This window comes from Enterobacter sp. JUb54 (assembly GCF_014298075.1).
GTDB lineage: Bacteria > Pseudomonadota > Gammaproteobacteria > Enterobacterales > Enterobacteriaceae > Klebsiella > Klebsiella lignicola.
Map to the genome: position 1 here is coordinate 202,896 of NZ_CP060418.1, position 16,403 is coordinate 219,298.

The 16,403-nt window shown below is 57.3% G+C and carries 14 protein-coding genes; 11 read left to right on the top strand and 3 right to left on the bottom strand.

Features of this window, described 5'->3' with window-relative positions; genetic code table 11:
• Positions 1–143 precede the first annotated feature (143 nt).
• A complete protein-coding gene (locus tag HF679_RS00920) occupies positions 144–1,319 on the top strand; it encodes an MFS transporter (RefSeq protein ID WP_187042503.1) in 1,176 nt (391 codons plus the stop codon).
• A 63-nt stretch (positions 1,320–1,382) separates the two neighbouring features.
• On the opposite strand, the gene flk is transcribed toward HF679_RS00920, so the two are convergent.
• Positions 1,383–2,366 (bottom strand): flagella biosynthesis regulator Flk, encoded by a 984-nt coding sequence (flk, locus tag HF679_RS00925; RefSeq protein WP_187042504.1) that lies wholly within the window; start codon positions 2,364–2,366, stop codon positions 1,383–1,385.
• Between the two features lie 109 nt (positions 2,367–2,475).
• Here flk and pdxB point away from each other — a divergent pair, with 109 nt between their 5' ends.
• The 9 genes from pdxB (at position 2,476) to purF (ending at position 11,747) form a co-directional block, all read left to right on the top strand.
• On the top strand, positions 2,476–3,612 hold the full coding sequence (pdxB, locus tag HF679_RS00930) for a 4-phosphoerythronate dehydrogenase PdxB (protein ID WP_187042505.1): 1,137 nt from the start codon (positions 2,476–2,478) through the stop codon (positions 3,610–3,612).
• A gap of 62 nt (positions 3,613–3,674) precedes the next feature.
• The gene (locus HF679_RS00935) at positions 3,675–4,688 is read left to right on the top strand and encodes an aspartate-semialdehyde dehydrogenase (RefSeq protein ID WP_123755272.1); all 1,014 of its coding nucleotides are present in this window, start codon (positions 3,675–3,677) and stop codon (positions 4,686–4,688) included.
• Complete coding sequence (gene truA, locus HF679_RS00940) at positions 4,688–5,500, top strand: tRNA pseudouridine(38-40) synthase TruA (protein WP_123755271.1); 813 nt, start codon at positions 4,688–4,690, stop codon at positions 5,498–5,500. Before HF679_RS00935 ends, truA begins: the two co-directional genes overlap by 1 nt.
• A gap of 99 nt (positions 5,501–5,599) precedes the next feature.
• Entirely contained in the window at positions 5,600–6,259 is a 660-nt protein-coding gene (locus tag HF679_RS00945; protein WP_123755270.1) for a DedA family protein, read from the top strand.
• A 200-nt stretch (positions 6,260–6,459) separates the two neighbouring features.
• A complete protein-coding gene (gene accD, locus HF679_RS00950; RefSeq protein ID WP_123755269.1) occupies positions 6,460–7,374 on the top strand; it encodes an acetyl-CoA carboxylase, carboxyltransferase subunit beta in 915 nt (304 codons plus the stop codon).
• Between the two features lie 178 nt (positions 7,375–7,552).
• Positions 7,553–8,821, top strand: coding sequence for a bifunctional tetrahydrofolate synthase/dihydrofolate synthase (folC, locus tag HF679_RS00955; RefSeq protein WP_123755268.1), 1,269 nt, complete (start codon positions 7,553–7,555; stop codon positions 8,819–8,821).
• Complete coding sequence (dedD, locus tag HF679_RS00960; protein ID WP_123755267.1) at positions 8,811–9,509, top strand: cell division protein DedD; 699 nt, start codon at positions 8,811–8,813, stop codon at positions 9,507–9,509. Before folC ends, dedD begins: the two co-directional genes overlap by 11 nt.
• Positions 9,510–9,707: 198 nt before the next feature.
• A complete protein-coding gene (gene cvpA / locus HF679_RS00965; RefSeq protein ID WP_004865201.1) occupies positions 9,708–10,196 on the top strand; it encodes a colicin V production protein in 489 nt (162 codons plus the stop codon).
• A gap of 33 nt (positions 10,197–10,229) precedes the next feature.
• Positions 10,230–11,747: an amidophosphoribosyltransferase gene (gene purF / locus HF679_RS00970; protein WP_123755266.1), complete on the top strand. Its 1,518-nt coding sequence runs from the start codon at positions 10,230–10,232 to the stop codon at positions 11,745–11,747.
• Between the two features lie 60 nt (positions 11,748–11,807).
• Here purF and HF679_RS00975 read toward each other — a convergent pair whose 3' ends face one another.
• Together HF679_RS00975 and HF679_RS00980 are read right to left on the bottom strand one after the other, a co-directional pair.
• A complete protein-coding gene (locus tag HF679_RS00975) occupies positions 11,808–13,766 on the bottom strand; it encodes a glycoside hydrolase family 127 protein (protein WP_187042506.1) in 1,959 nt (652 codons plus the stop codon).
• 10 nt (positions 13,767–13,776) lie between these two features.
• Complete coding sequence (locus HF679_RS00980; RefSeq protein ID WP_123755264.1) at positions 13,777–15,180, bottom strand: MFS transporter; 1,404 nt, start codon at positions 15,178–15,180, stop codon at positions 13,777–13,779.
• A 277-nt stretch (positions 15,181–15,457) separates the two neighbouring features.
• Here HF679_RS00980 and HF679_RS00985 point away from each other — a divergent pair, with 277 nt between their 5' ends.
• A complete protein-coding gene (locus HF679_RS00985; protein ID WP_187043018.1) occupies positions 15,458–16,399 on the top strand; it encodes an ROK family protein in 942 nt (313 codons plus the stop codon).
• Positions 16,400–16,403 lie beyond the last annotated feature (4 nt).

Consider the following 16,403-nt stretch of genomic DNA (forward strand, 5'->3'; position numbering starts at 1 on the left):
GCCCGGCAGGCAAACTGCTGCGGAACATTAATCTCCCCGATTATGCGTAAGCGTTTAACGTCATCCAACGCACCTAAACCCTGATCATCAGGTGGAGGGGGCGTGGCTATCACCTCGCCTTACTCTGCGAACTGGAGTAAAGCATGTCCGCAGCGACTGTCACAGCAACAACTCAATCAGCGAATGTTTCGCTATTTCGTATTACCTTTTCCGTCTTTCTGACCTATATGACCGTGGGATTACCGCTGCCGGTGATACCGCTTTTTGTGCACCATGATTTGGGCTTCGGCAACACCATGGTGGGGATTGCCGTGGGGATCCAGTTTCTGGCGACGGTGCTGACCCGCGGTTATGCCGGGCGTCTCGCTGACCAGCACGGGGCCAAACGTTCGGTGCTTCAGGGGATGCTGGCCTGTGCCCTGGCCGGGGCGGCATGGCTGCTGGCCGCGCTGCTGCCGGTATCGGTGTGGGCAAAGTTTGCCTTATTGATACTGGGACGCCTGATCCTCGGCTTTGGCGAAAGCCAACTGCTGACCGGCAACCTGAGCTGGGGAATGGGGCTGGTGGGCCCGGCGCGTTCAGGAAAAGTGATGTCGTGGAACGGCATGGCCATGTACGGCGCACTGGCCGTTGGCGCGCCGCTGGGCTTACTGATCTACTCGCATTTTGGCGTTGCCGTGCTGGCCTGCGTCACTATGGCGTTACCGCTGCTGGCGCTGGCGATCAATGGCACGGTGCGTAAGGTGCCGGCGCATGGCGGTGAACGTCCGTCGTTATGGAGCGTGGTCGGGATGATCTGGCGTCCGGGCATCGGGCTGGGGCTGCAGGGCGTCGGGTTTGCGGTGATCGGCACCTTTGTCTCACTCTATTTTGCCAGCCGCGGCTGGGCGATGGCGGGCTTCACGCTGACCGCGTTTGGCGGTGCTTTTGTCCTGATGCGTATTCTGTTTGGCTGGATGCCGGACCGCTTTGGCGGGGTGAAGGTGGCAATGGTCTCACTGCTCATCGAAGCCATCGGCCTGATTCTGCTGTGGCAGGCGCCGGTTGCCTGGGTGGCGCTGGCGGGCGCGGCGCTGACAGGGTGCGGCTGTTCGCTGATCTTCCCGTCATTAGGCGTTGAAGTGGTGAAGCGCGTCCCGGCGCAGGTGCGCGGCACCGCGTTAGGTGGCTATGCCGCATTCCAGGATATCTCATACGGCATTACCGGCCCGCTCGCTGGCTTGCTCGCCACTTCGCTGGGCTATTCCTCGGTGTTTATGGCCGGGGCGGCCTGTGCGCTGTTGGGCATTCTGGTGACGCTGCTCTCTTTGCGTAAATAGTCGCGTAGATAACGCGATGACCCGGTCTGAAGCAGGGGCCGGGTCTCTCGCCATACTGCTGCTTTACATCAGCAGCCAGACCAGCCCAAGTACCACCAGCGCTGCCAGCAGAATCATCCACGGCTTTTTCAGGCGCTCAATAAGCGAAGCTGGTTCCGGCGGCATCGGGGGAATGGCCAGCGTCTCCTGCGCTCTGGCGACACGTAAGACAAATATTTTGTTCAGTAGCGCCAGTACCTGGGTCGAACTCAAGGTTGTTTGCGGCGTGACGTGCCAGCTGTGCTGGGCAAAATCGACAATTGTCTGCCACTCGTGAACTTCCAGCGGCTGTTTCAGCGCCGCCTGCAGCAAGGTGAGCGTCGGTGCTGCCTGGGTGCTGAGCGTTTGTCGGGCATGCAGCCAGTAGGAGAGGGGCGTGAAGTGGGTCGCCGGGATCAGTTCGCCGGTTTTCACTCCGCTCAGTTCCAGCATTGACTGCCAGATAAGCTTGCCCGGTTCGCCGGTGGCGGCGGCAAGCCGACTGACCTGTTGGTTAAGGGTATTGTGCTCGGCGGGCAGAAGCGGGCGCAGGGTTGGCGGGCGCTGCTGCGGCGCAGGGATCGACAGCTGGCCGCTTTTCAGCAGCTGCAGCACTTCTTGCAGATGCGCTTCGTTGAGCGCATGCAGCGTGGTTTGCCCGTAATGCTGGCGAATATAATCGCTGACCGCCTGGCGGTTATTTCCCCGGTTCAGTAGCTCGCTTAATTGCGCGAGAGTCTGGCGATGATGAAGGTTTTGCTGCGCCACGCTTAGACGCTGATTCAGGTTATTTTCAGCGGCACTGAAATGGCACGACAGCAGGGATGCATCGCCTTTGAGTCCCAAATCGTGCCTGACTCCTGCCCACACTTCCGCATTCTGCTGCGACGTTAACGCCACCAGACGCGTAATCAGCCGCTCAAGAACGGTGCGTTGCTGCGTGGTCAGTGCTGGCTCACCGGTGACGGAAGCACCGGATGGACCACTCCCCGGAGGGCGGTCGGAGATACCTGAAACGGGATGTGTCATGATTAATCCTTTCCGTATTGCTGTACAGAGGCCCGGTGATGATGTTCCTGGCGGCGAGATTATGGCACACTTCCCCGGTTTACTCTTGTTCTCAGACAGGTACAAAACCGTGAAAATCCTCGTTGATGAAAATATGCCCTATGCCCGCGAGCTTTTTAGCCGATTAGGCGAGGTCGAGGCGGTCCCTGGCCGTCCTGTGCCGGTTGAGGCCCTCAGCGGCGCCGATGCGCTGATGGTTCGCTCCGTCACTAAGGTGAATGAAGCGCTGCTTTCCGGCACAGGAATTACGTTCGTTGGCACCGCGACGGCCGGCACCGATCATGTCGATCAGGCGTGGCTGCAGCAGGCAGGGATCGGGTTTTCGGCCGCCCCTGGCTGTAACGCCATTGCGGTGGTGGAATATGTCTTTTCATCCCTGCTGATGCTGGCCGAGCGCGATGGTTTTGCGCTGACCGATCGTACCGTCGGGATTGTCGGGGTTGGCAACGTCGGCGGGCGTTTGCAAAAACGGCTGGAAGCGCTGGGGATCAAAACGCTGCTGTGCGATCCGCCACGCGCCGATCGCGGTGATGAAGGTGACTTCCGCACGCTGGATGAGCTGGTTCAGGGAGCGGATGTTCTGACCTTCCACACGCCGCTGTTTAAAGACGGGCCGTACAAATCCCTGCACCTCGCGGACGAGGCGTTAATTCGCCGTTTGAAGCCGGGCTGCGTGCTGATCAACGCCTGTCGCGGTCCGGTGGTGGATAACCACGCGCTGTTGGCCTGTCTGCAGTCCGGTCAGTCGCTAAGCGTGGTGCTGGACGTCTGGGAACCCGAGCCGGATCTGAACCTTGAACTGCTGAGCCGCGTTGATATCGGGACGCCGCACATTGCTGGTTACACCCTGGAAGGGAAAGCGCGCGGAACGACGCAGGTCTTTGAAGCCTACAGCACCTTTATTGGTCACCCGCAGCAGGTGGCGCTAGACACCTTGCTCCCGGCGCCAGAGTTTGGCCGCATTACCCTGCATGGCCCACTCGATCAGCCAACGCTAAAAAGGCTGGTTCATTTGGTGTATGATGTGCGCCGCGATGATGCGCCGTTGCGAAAAGTCGCCGGCGTACCGGGTGAGTTTGACAAGCTACGCAAGAATTATCAGGAACGCCGTGAATGGTCATCCCTGTACGTACAGTGCAGCGATGTGCAGGCGGCAACGCTGTTGCGTCAGCTCGGTTTTAATGCCGTACATCACCCCATTCGTTAATATCTTCTTAATGACTCTGCTGGATACTCCGGCAGGGTCGCTTTTCTCTGGAGTAAACCACCATGTCTGAAGGCTGGAATATTGCCGTACTGGGCGCAACGGGCGCCGTCGGCGAAGCCCTGCTTGAAACCCTTGCTGAACGTCAGTTCCCGGTGGGTGACATTTATGCGCTGGCGCGCAATGAGAGCGCAGGCGAGCATCTGCGTTTTAGCGGTAAGTCGGTTGTGGTACAGGATGCCGCTGAATTTGACTGGACTCAGGCCCAGCTGGCCTTTTTTGCCGCCGGTGTCGAAGCCAGCGCGACCTATGTTGAAGAGGCCACCAACGCCGGTTGCCTGGTTATCGATCTCAGCGGCCTGTTTGCGCTGGAGCCGGACGTTCCGCTGGTCGTTCCGGAAGTGAACCCGTTTGTACTGGCCGACTATCGCAATCGTAATGTGATTGCCGTCCCTAACAGCCTGACCAGCCAGCTGCTGGCGGCGCTGAAGCCGCTGATCGACGAAGGTGGTCTGTCGCGTATCGGGGTAACCAGCCTGATCTCTGCCTCCGCGCACGGTAAAAAAGCTGTGGATGCCCTGGCAGGGCAGAGTGCCAAACTGCTGAACGGTATCCCGATCGATGAGGATGATTTCTTTGGTCGTCAGCTGGCGTTTAACATGCTGCCGTTGCTGCCGGATCGTGAAGGCAGCGTGCGCGAAGAGCGCCGTATCGTCGATGAAGTCCGCAAAATCCTGCAGGATGAAGGGCTGATGATTTCGGCAAACGTCGTGCAGTCACCGGTCTTCTACGGTCATGCGCAGATGGTCAGCTTCGAAGCGCTGCGTCCGCTGGCGGCGGAAGAAGCGCGCGATGCCTTTGCCCGTGGTGAAGATATCGAGCTTTCAGAAGAACGTGAATTCCCGACTCAGGTTGGTGATGCATCCGGTTCTGCACACCTGTCAGTCGCCTGCGTGCGCAACGATTACGGTATGCCAGAGCAGATTCAGTTCTGGTCTGTTGCCGATAACGTACGTTTTGGCGGCGCGCTGATGGCGGTGAAAATTGCCGAGAAACTGGTGCAGGAGTATCTGTACTGATGTCTGAGCTGGAGCAGCTGCCGGTCTATAAAATCGCACTGGGTATTGAGTACGACGGCAGTAAGTATTACGGCTGGCAGCGGCAAAATGAAGTTCGCAGCGTGCAGGAGAAGCTGGAAAAGGCGCTCTCGCAGGTCGCCAATGAACCGATTAGCGTGTTCTGTGCCGGGCGTACCGATGCCGGCGTTCATGGTACCGGTCAGGTGGTCCATTTCGAGACCCGAGCGCTGCGGAAAGATGCCGCATGGACGCTCGGCGTAAATGCGAATTTACCTGGTGACATTGCTGTACGTTGGGTCAAACATGTTCCGGACGATTTTCATGCCCGGTTCAGCGCCACCGCCCGGCGCTATCGTTACGTCATCTATAATCACCGTCTGCGTCCGGCGGTGTTAAGTCAGGGTGTCACACATTATCACCAGGCGCTGGACGCTGAGCGGATGCAACGTGCCGCCCAATGTCTGCTGGGTGAAAATGACTTCACGTCATTCCGCGCGGTGCAGTGCCAGTCGCGCACGCCGTGGCGGAATATTATCCATCTCAGCGTCACCCGTTATGGCGCGTATGTGGTCGTGGATATCAAAGCGAATGCCTTTGTACATCATATGGTAAGGAACATTGTCGGCAGCCTGATGGAAGTGGGGGCCGGTAACCAGCCAGAGAGCTGGATTGCAGAACTTCTGGCGGCCAAAGACAGGAAGCTTGCCGCCGCAACGGCAAAAGCCGAAGGGTTGTATCTGGTGTCGGTAGATTATCCGGCCCGTTTCGACCTGCCGGTGATGCCGATGGGCCCGCTGTTTCTGGCGGACTAACGTATACGCTTTATCCTTCGGACTGCCTGGCAACGCACGGCGTGTTATCGGGCAGTATCCTGAGCGATGAAATGTCGTGCAATTAAGGATTTATACGATATGGACCTGATTCGTTTTTTAATTGATTTCATCCTGCATATTGATGTTCATCTGGCTGAGCTGGTTGCCGACTACGGTGTCTGGGTTTACGCCATTCTGTTTTTGATTCTGTTTTGCGAAACGGGTCTGGTGGTGACGCCATTCCTGCCGGGAGATTCGCTGCTGTTTGTGGCGGGGGCGCTGTCAGCGTTGCCGACCAACGATCTGAATGTGCATCTGATGGTGGTCTTGATGGTGATCGCGGCGATTGTCGGCGATGCGCTGAACTACACCATTGGCCGGTTGTTTGGTGAAAAGCTCTTTAGTAATCCCAACTCGAAAATTTTCCGTCGTAGCTACCTGGATAAAACCCATTCGTTCTACGAACGTCATGGCGGTAAAACGATTATCCTCGCGCGCTTTGTGCCGATCGTCAGAACTTTCGCGCCGTTTGTGGCGGGAATGGGCCATATGTCCTATCGTCATTTTGCCATCTATAACGTGGCCGGCGCGCTGCTGTGGGTTCTGCTGTTTACCTATGCGGGCTATCTGTTTGGTGATTTGCCGATCGTACAGGAAAACCTGAAGCTGCTGATCGTCGCGATTATTGTGCTGTCGGTGCTGCCTGGGGTGATTGAAATCATTCGCCACAAGCGCGCTGCGGCGAAGCAGGCAAAATAGTCCAGACCGCGTGTTCCTCTTCGGGTGCAGCATCACGGCCCGAAGAGGGAAGTGTGAGCGGTACGACCACTTTTTTATCCCATGTGACGGGATGTTATGATTTAATGTGCAACATTCATGGTCTGTAAGGGTCAAAAATGGCATTATGCGCCCCTTAAGACAAAACTGGCATCGACCAGGTTCAGGCAGAAAGGTTATCAATGAGCTGGATTGAACGAATTAAAAGCAACATCACTCCCACCCGTAAGGCGAGTATTCCTGAAGGTGTATGGACCAAGTGTGACAGCTGCGGACAGGTATTGTACCGTGCAGAGCTGGAGCGCAACCTGGAGGTTTGCCCTAAGTGCGATCACCACATGCGTATGTCGGCGCGTAATCGCCTGCATAGCCTGTTGGACGAAGGTTCCCTGGTGGAGCTGGGAAGCGAGCTCGAGCCGAAAGATGTGCTGAAGTTCCGCGATTCGAAGAAGTACAAAGACCGTCTGGCGTCCGCGCAAAAAGAGACTGGCGAAAAAGATGCGCTGGTGGTCATGAAGGGTACCCTGCATGAGATGCCGGTTGTCGCCGCGGCCTTCGAGTTCTCCTTTATGGGTGGCTCAATGGGTTCCGTCGTCGGCGCGCGCTTCGTCCGTGCCGTTGAACAGGCGCTGGAAGATAATTGCCCGCTGATTTGCTTCTCCGCTTCCGGCGGTGCGCGTATGCAGGAAGCGCTGATGTCGCTGATGCAGATGGCGAAAACGTCTGCTGCGCTGGCGAAAATGCAGGAGCGTGGCTTACCGTATATTTCGGTACTGACTGACCCGACGATGGGCGGCGTATCGGCGAGCTTTGCGATGCTTGGCGATCTCAACATCGCTGAACCGAAAGCGCTGATTGGCTTTGCCGGTCCTCGCGTCATCGAGCAGACCGTACGCGAAAAACTGCCGCCGGGATTCCAGCGCAGTGAGTTCCTGATTGAGAAAGGGGCGATCGATATGATCGTTCGTCGCCCGGAGATGCGCCTGAAGCTGGCCAGTATCCTGGCGAAGCTGATGAATCTTCCGGCGCCCAGCCCGGATGTCTCTCATGAAGGCGAGGTGGTGCAACCAGCACCGGATCAGGAACCAGAGGCCTGATAATTCAGAGGGCAGGCCTGACGGTGCTGCCCTTTTTTAATTATATGCGCCATCATTCAAGCCAGGTCGCGGCGAATAAGCAGAACCCAGGTCAGCAGACCGCGTAAGTTACGAGCGCAGCAGGCCGGGCACCCGCTTGAAGGATGCAGTGCATTTACCGTTAACGTTAGCGGACATCATGGAAAAACAACCTACTCCTCAGGCCACGTCGCCCCTGGCTACGTGGCTTTCCTATCTGGAACACCTGCACAGTAAAACCATCGATCTGGGGCTGACGCGCGTGCGCGACGTTGCCGGGCGGATGGCGGTATTAAAACCGGCGCCGTTTGTCTTTACGGTGGCAGGTACCAACGGCAAGGGAACCACCTGCCGCACGCTGGAGTCCGTGCTGATGGCGGCGGGCTACAAGGTCGGCGTGTACAGTTCACCGCATCTGGTGCGTTATACCGAACGTGTTCGTATCCAGGGCGCAGAGCTGCCGGAAGCCGCGCATACCGCCTCTTTTGCCGAGATCGAAGCGGCCCGCGGCGATATTTCGCTGAGCTATTTTGAGTTCGGTACGCTGTCCGCGCTGTGGTTGTTCCAGCAGGCCCAGCTTGACGTGGTGATCCTTGAGGTTGGTCTGGGTGGCCGACTCGATGCCACCAATATTGTTGACGCCGACGTTTCCGTGGTGACCAGCATCGCGCTGGATCATATCGACTGGCTGGGGCCGGATCGTGAAAGTATTGGTCGCGAGAAGGCCGGTATTTTCCGTGCTGGTAAACCGGCGGTGGTCGGTGAACCGGATATGCCCCACACGATTGCTGAAGTCGCCGCTGAGAAAGGCGCCACGCTGCTGCAACGTGATGTTGACTGGCGCTACACCGTCGATGCCGAATCGTGGTCCTTCTCCGACGCTCAGGGAGCGTTAGCAGGGCTACCGCTGCCGCTGGTGCCGATGCCAAATGCCGCGACGGCGCTGGCAGCACTGCGCGCCAGCCGGCTGGTCATCAGCGAGCAGGCGCTTCGCGAAGGCATCGCACGGGCGATGTTGCCCGGTCGTTTTCAGATAATCAGCGAAACGCCGCGTGTTATTCTCGACGTGGCCCATAATCCTCATGCGGCGGCCTATCTCGCCGGGCGTCTCAAAAGCCTGTCGAAAACGGGGCGCGTACTGGCGGTTATTGGTATGCTGCATGATAAAGATATCGCCGGTACGCTGGCAAACCTGAAGGCAGAGGTCGACTGCTGGTACTGCGCACCGCTGGAAGGGCCGCGCGGCGCCACGGCGCAACAGCTGCTGGAACACTTACCTGAAGGGAATGCTTACGCTGATGTCGCTCAGGCATGGCATGCGGCCATGGCTGATGCCAGGTCTGAAGATACCGTACTGGTGTGCGGGTCATTCCACACGGTGGCGCATGTAATGGAAGAAATAGACGCGGGGAGAATCGGTGGCGAGTAAGTTTCAGAACCGTTTAGTCGGGACAATTGTACTGGTGGCGCTGGGGGTGATTATTCTCCCAGGGCTGCTCGACGGCCAGAAAAAACATTATCAGGACGAGTTCGCGGCGATTCCCCTGGTGCCGAAACCAGGCGATCGCGATGAGCCGGACATGCTGCCGGCCGCGACGCAGGCCCTGCCGGCGCAGCCGCCTGAAGGGGCGGCGGAAGAGGTCCGTGCGGGTGATGCCGCGGCTCCATCGTTAGATCCGTCGCGAATTCCGGTCAACAGCAACAGCTTCGATGATGTGCAGGAGCCGGTCGTGGCGCCGCAGCCTAAACCGCAGCCACAGCCTAAGCCGCAACCTGTGCAGCCGAAACCGGTTGAGAAACCACAGCCGCAGCAACAGCAGCAGGTGGCCGTGCAGACGCCGCCGGCGAAACCGGCAGAGATCCCGGCGCCGACCGGCAAAGCCTACGTGGTGCAGCTTGGGGCGTTGAAGAACGCCGATAAGGTCAACGAGATCGTCGGTAAACTGCGCTCCTCCGGGTTCAAAGTCTACACGTCGCCTTCAACCCCGGTTCAGGGTAAAATTACCCGAATCCTGGTGGGTCCAGATGCCTCGAAAGATAAGCTGAAAGGCCAACTTGGCGACCTGAAACAGCTCTCCGGACTGAGCGGTGTGGTGATGGGATACAGCCCTAACTAACCTTGCCTCTCCCCATAGCGGGGAGCGGCAACGCGCCTGTCTGATGTGCTTTCAGAAGGCTAAAGACAGCATGGCGTTGAATGTTTTTTCAGCGCCATTTTTATTTCTGTAGGGCACGGAAATCCCTACGCAAACGTTTTCTTTTTCTGTTAGAATGCGCCCCGAACTGGACGACAGGGCGTAAATCGTGGGATGTTTATGGTCTGGATTGATTACGTCATTATTGCGGTGATTGGTTTTTCCTGTCTGGTAAGCCTGATCCGCGGCTTTGTTCGTGAAGCGTTATCGTTGGTGACATGGGGATGTGCTTTCTTTGTTGCCAGCCATTACTACACTTACCTGGCTGTCTGGTTCACGGGTTTTGAAGACGAAATGGTCCGCAATGGGATTGCTATCGCGATACTGTTTATCGCAACGCTGATCGTCGGCGCCATTGTTAACTATGTGATTGGCGCACTGGTAGAGAAGACCGGCCTGTCGGGTACCGACAGGGTGTTAGGGATCTGTTTTGGCGCCCTGCGTGGCGTGCTGATAGTCTCGGCGATACTGTTCTTTCTCGATAGTTTTACCGGTATGGCGAAAAGCGAAGACTGGCAAAAGTCAGAGCTTATCCCGCAGTTCAGTTTCGTTATCAGATGGTTTTTTGACTATCTGCAAAGCTCGTCAAGTTTCTTGCCCAAAGCATAAGCGTTGGGATGTGGCTGAACGAGGAAAAGACGTATGTGCGGTATTGTCGGTATCGCCGGTGTTATGCCGGTAAACCAGTCGATTTATGACGCGTTAACGGTGCTTCAGCATCGTGGCCAGGATGCCGCAGGCATCATCACGATTGATGCAAATAACTGTTTCCGTTTGCGTAAAGCAAACGGCATGGTGAGCGATATTTTTGAAGCTCGCCATATGCAGCGTATGCAGGGCAATATGGGTATTGGCCATGTGCGCTATCCGACGGCTGGCAGCTCAAGTGCTTCCGAGGCGCAGCCTTTCTACGTTAACTCACCGTATGGCATCACGTTGGCGCATAACGGCAACCTGACCAACGCGCACGAGCTGCGTAAAAAGCTGTTTGAAGAAAAACGCCGCCACATCAACACCACCTCCGATTCTGAAATCCTGCTCAACATCTTTGCCAGCGAGCTGGATAATTTCCGCCATTACCCGCTGGAAGCGGATAACATCTTTGCCGCGATCGCCGCGACGAACCGGCAGATTCGTGGCGCTTACGCCTGCGTGGCGATGATTATCGGTCATGGTATGGTCGCGTTCCGCGATCCGAACGGCATCCGTCCTCTGGTGCTGGGTAAACGTGATGTGGGTGACGGTCGTACCGAGTATATGGTGGCGTCCGAAAGCGTGGCGCTGGATACCCTGGGCTTTGAGTTCCTGCGTGACGTTGCGCCGGGTGAAGCGGTTTATATCACCGAAAAAGGCCAGCTGTTTACCCGTCAGTGTGCGGAAAACCCGGTCAGCAACCCGTGCCTGTTCGAATACGTTTACTTTGCGCGTCCGGACTCCTTTATTGATAAAATTTCCGTCTACAGCGCCCGCGTTAACATGGGTACCAAGCTGGGCGAGAAAATCGCGCGTGAATGGGAAGATCTGGATATCGATGTGGTCATTCCGATTCCGGAAACCTCGTGCGATATCGCGCTGGAAATCGCCCGTATCCTCGACAAACCATATCGTCAGGGGTTCGTGAAAAACCGCTACGTTGGCCGGACCTTCATCATGCCGGGACAGCAGCTGCGTCGCAAATCAGTGCGCCGTAAGCTCAACGCCAACCGTGCTGAGTTCCGTGATAAAAACGTGCTGCTGGTGGATGATTCCATCGTCCGTGGTACTACTTCTGAGCAGATTATCGAGATGGCTCGCGAAGCCGGTGCGAAGAAGGTCTATCTGGCCTCCGCCGCGCCTGAGATTCGCTTCCCGAACGTCTACGGTATTGATATGCCAACGGCCACCGAGCTTATTGCCCACGGTCGCGAAGTGGACGAAATCCGCCAGATCATCGGTGCCGATGGCCTGATTTTCCAGGATCTGAACGATCTGATTGACGCTGTGCGTGCGGAAAACCCGGATATTCAGCAGTTTGAATGCTCGGTGTTCAACGGCGTGTACGTCACCAAAGACGTCGACCAGCGCTATCTGGATTATCTCGATTCTCTGCGTAATGACGACGCCAAAGCGGTACAGCGTCAGAATGAAGTCGAGAACTTAGAGATGCATAACGAAGGGTAATCTCTCCCTTTGTTGCGAAAAACCCGCCGTCTGCTGACCGCGGGTTTTTTTGTTGTCGCGTTACGCTTCATCCACCCAAATGCGCATTTCACCTTCTCCCCGGTTGGCCCAGCTGAACCACGGAATAAATGTCAGCGTCTGCTTCTGCACCTGGGTTTGCGGATGGTCAAAGCCATACAGCGGCTGGTCGTCTGCCGACGTTGGGCGACGCAGCCCTTCGGCCACCAGCAACACTTTCCCCGCCAGCACACCGCTGCCGGCGATTTCGCTGAAGCGGCTGTTCGTTGGCAGCGAGAGGTTGTACAATTCGGTGCCGTTGTCTGCCTCTTCAAGACAGTAGACCAGCGGCCCGCGTTGAATCGCGACTTTCCCGGCGGCGTGGCGCACCCGAGGGTGGGCGTACACCCGGCGAACCGTCATGGGCAGGCGTAGCGTAATGGTATCGCCTTGCTGCCACTCGCGGGTGAGATGCAGATAACCTTTGCGCAGTTCTCCTTGCGCCACTTCACCATTGACCAGTACCTGCGGTGCTGCGCACCATTCAGGCAGACGCAGCGCCAGCGTATGGCTGACGGCCTGCGCATGGCTGAAGGCGATCGTCACCTCTTCGTCCCACGGATAGTTGCCGCTGATTTTCAGCGCCAGCGTCTGCGCATTGATGGTGAAGCTGGCCTCGCTGCCGGCGTAGAAATTGATAAACAGCGCATCCGGGCGCGGCGTAAACAGATAATGACCAATGGCTACCAGGGTGCGCGCGATGTTGGGCGGGCAGCAGGCGCAGCCGAACCAGCGCTGACGCACCGGCTTAATATGGTCGTAAATATGGTTATGCGGGATGCTTTTAGGGTGGGTTTCCAGCGGGTTGACGTAAAAGAAGTGTTTGCCGTCCAGCGCCATCCCGCCGAGCACGGTGTTGTAGAAGGCCCGCTCCATGACGTCGGCGTAGTGCGCATCGCCTTCCATTTCCAGCATCCGGCGGGCGAACATCATCAGGCCGATGGAGGCGCAGCTTTCGCCGTAGGCGGTGTCGTTCGGGAGATCGTAGTCGCTGGTGAAGGCCTCGCCAATGCCCTGCGAACCGATGCCGCCGGTGATGTACATTCGCCGTTGGACCATGTTGTTCCAGATGCGTAGGCAGGTCTGGCGTTTTTCCTCGTCGCGGGTCATCCGGGCGATATGGGCCAGCCCGGTCATCAGGTAGACCGAACGCACGGCGTGGCCCACCGCCTGGTCCTGTTCATTCAGCGGCTTGTGCGCATGGGTATAGGCTTTATCTTTCACCATCCAGGCATCGCCCCAGTTATCCCAGTGCCAGGTGCCGCCGCGTTTTGCAAACTCGATATCGTAGTAGTAGGGCTGCTGACCGCGTTCTTCCAGGAAAAAGCGGGCCAGCTCCTGATAGCGCGGCTCCTGAGTCACTTCGTACAAGCGCATGAGCGCCAGCTCTATTTCAGGGTGTCCGGGGTAGCCACGCAGCTGGCCTTCATTGGGGCCAAACACGTCGTTGATATGGTCGGCAAAGCGGCAGGATATCTCCAGCAGGCGGCGCTTGCCGGTGGCGTTATAAAAAGCCACCGCGGCTTCAAACAGATGCCCGGCGCAGTACAGCTCATGGCACTCCGCCAGATTGGTCCAGCGCAGGCCTGGTTCTTTCACGGAGTACCAGGTATTCAGATAACCATCTTCAGACTGGGCCTTCGCCAACAGCTCAATGACTTCATCGGCGGTGTGTTCCAGGGTGGCGTCAGGCTTTTGGCTTAATGACCAGGCGACCGCTTCCAGCCACTTGGTGATATCGCTGTCCTGAAAAACCATGCCGTAAAATTCGCCATCTTCCAGCCCGGCCGCGATGCGATAGTTCGCCAGCGCATGGCTCGGTTCGGCATCAGGAATGTTGTCGTTCAGCGCCTCCCACTGGTAGGGGATGACCACATCGCGGATCAGACGCTGGTACTCCCCGAGGAACGGGTCAGTCACGGTAATTCGGTTCAGGTCAGCTTCAATGACATCAGACTGCATTATGTATACCTCAGGAGATTTGGGAATGTCGTAAGTGGAGATCGGAAGAAATACGTTTCATCATCGGGCCATTCAGGCGGCACTTCAGCAGACACAGCGCCAGCACCAGATGGAAAATCGCCGGGACCACGCTTTGCAGCAGAGTGATGCCCTGAACGGAGGCGGCGGTCTGGTTTTCCAGCCCCGGCTGGTAGGCCACCATGATCAGGATCAGGCTGATAATGCCGCCGGATGAGGCCCACGAGAGCTTGATAAAAAACAGGTTGAAGGCAAAGTTCATTCCGGAAGAGCGCACGCCGTTCTTCCACTCGCCGTAGTCGTCGGCGAACGCCATGATCGAGAAGTGCAGCGGCAGGGTGAAGCCGAGGACAATGTTGTTGAGCAGGATGCAGGCCAGCCACAAGGTCTGATGCTGCGGGCCGGTCGGCAGGAACCACATCGCCAGGCCGAAGACCACCAACACCAGGTTGGTGTAAAAGTACAGTTTGACCATATCAACACGGCGGGAGAGCGGGTTAACGATCACCGCCCCGGCAATCGCCGCCAGGGTCACGACGGCAAAAAACAGCGACATAAACCCGGCGCTGCCCTCTAAGGCGTAGGAGATGAAATACATATAGCCGCCGCCGCGAATACAGAGAATATTCACCAGCAGGAAGGACATCACCAGCATCATCAACAGTTGGTCATTTTTACGCAGCCCTTGCAGGTGCTGACGCAGAGTAAACGTTCCCGCCAGCGACAGGGGCACGCGCTCTTTGACCCAGAAAAAGCACAGTAAAAACATCACCGCGCCGATAGCGCAAAGCACGGTCACGCCGTACTGGTAACCTTTGGCGAGATTGCCCTGACCAAAATATTCCACCATCCACGGCAGGCCGACGGAAACCAGGAAACCGGCGATGCCGCTGAGCACAAAGCGCCAGGACTGGCAGGACATCACCTGATCGTGACGGTTGGTCATCGCGTTTATTAGCGCGCAGTAGGGGACGTTGTTGGCGGTATAGCCCACCGACAGCAGGAAGTAGGTGCCGAAGGCCCAGGCGATCTTCATATTGGCGCTCATGTCCGGCACGGTAAACGTCAGGATGCCGATCACCGCGAGCGGAGCGGCAGTCCACAGCTGCCACGGGCGAAAACGGCCCCAGCGGCTGCGCGTCCGGTCGGCGATAACCCCCATCACCGGGTCGGATACCGCATCAACAATCCTGAGGGTAAAAAACATGGCGCCGACGATAGCCGGGCTGAGGCCAAACACATCGGTGTAGAAAAACAGCAGAAAGCCGCTGATTAAATCTGAGATGCAGTGACCGCCGGCATCCCCCAGTCCATAACCTATCTTCTCGCGGGTAGAGAGCGTTTCCCCCGCATCAACGATCTGCACATCGGTATCGAGATTATCGGCTGTAGCCATAATCAATCCTCATTTGCGTAACCAGGTTGGGATGATCCAAAACGTCATTACGGCGTATCTCTGACTGTTTTTAGTAGAATTAATACGACGGCGAGCATAGATCTGATACGCAATATGGGTACATGGCCTGGCGATGTTGTTGTGATTGTGATCTTTATTTTTACTAGAAATAAATTTTTAATGTCGATCTTGATCACGAAACGAGCCGGCGTTGCCCGCTGAAGCCATGGTTGTTGGTTATGGTACCAACCATATTGACTACAAACGGGAAGCGAAAATGCATTTAGGCATGGATATTGGCGGTACCAAAATGGAAACCGTGCTGCTCGACAGCACAGGCGATGTCCGTTGGCGTCAGCGGGCGGCAACGCCAAAAAGTAGCGTCGAACAGTTTGTGCAAGGGGTGATTGCGGAGGTTGAACGTGCGCAGCAGGAAGCGGGGACGGCGATCAGCATGGGCTTTTGTCTGCCGGGAGCGATAGAACCGCACTCTTGTTTAGTAAAAAACTCCAACATACAGGTTGTTAATGGTCATCCACTGCATGATATTCTTAGTGAATATTTTGGCCAGCCGCTGGCGGTGGCAAATGATGCCAACTGCTTTGCGCTCTCGGAAGCGACGGATGGCAGCGGGGCTGGGCACAACGTGGTGTTTGGCGCGATCCTCGGAACGGGCTGCGGCGGAGGAATTGTCGCCCACCAGCGCCTGATGACCGGGCCCAATGCCTGCAGCGGCGAATGGGGGCATAATCCTTTACCCCACTACCGGCCTGAGTATGATGGCGAATCGCCGCTGTGCTACTGCGGGCAGCATCACTGTCTGGAGTCCTTTATTTCCGGCAGCGGCCTGGCCCGGCAGTTTCGCCGGCAGGCTGACCATAGCGTCACCGCGGAAGACCTGGTGCAACAGATGCGTGAAGGGCGGGATGGCGCGCAGGCCCTGTGGCGGCGTTACCGTAACCAGGTCGCCCGGGCCTTCGCCAGCGTGGTGAATCTGCTCGACCCGGACGTGATTGTCGTGGGCGGCGGGCTGTCCGGCGTGGATGAGCTGTATCGTGGTTTGTCTGAGGAGATGGCACAGTACGTCTTCGGCGGTCGCTGTGTGACTCCGGTTGTGCCGGCGACACACGGAGCCAGCAGCGGCGTGCGCGGCGCGGCATGGGCCGGTGAACAGGCCTTACAGAATGGAATAACGCGCGGTATCGCGCCTGACAGGTGAAACG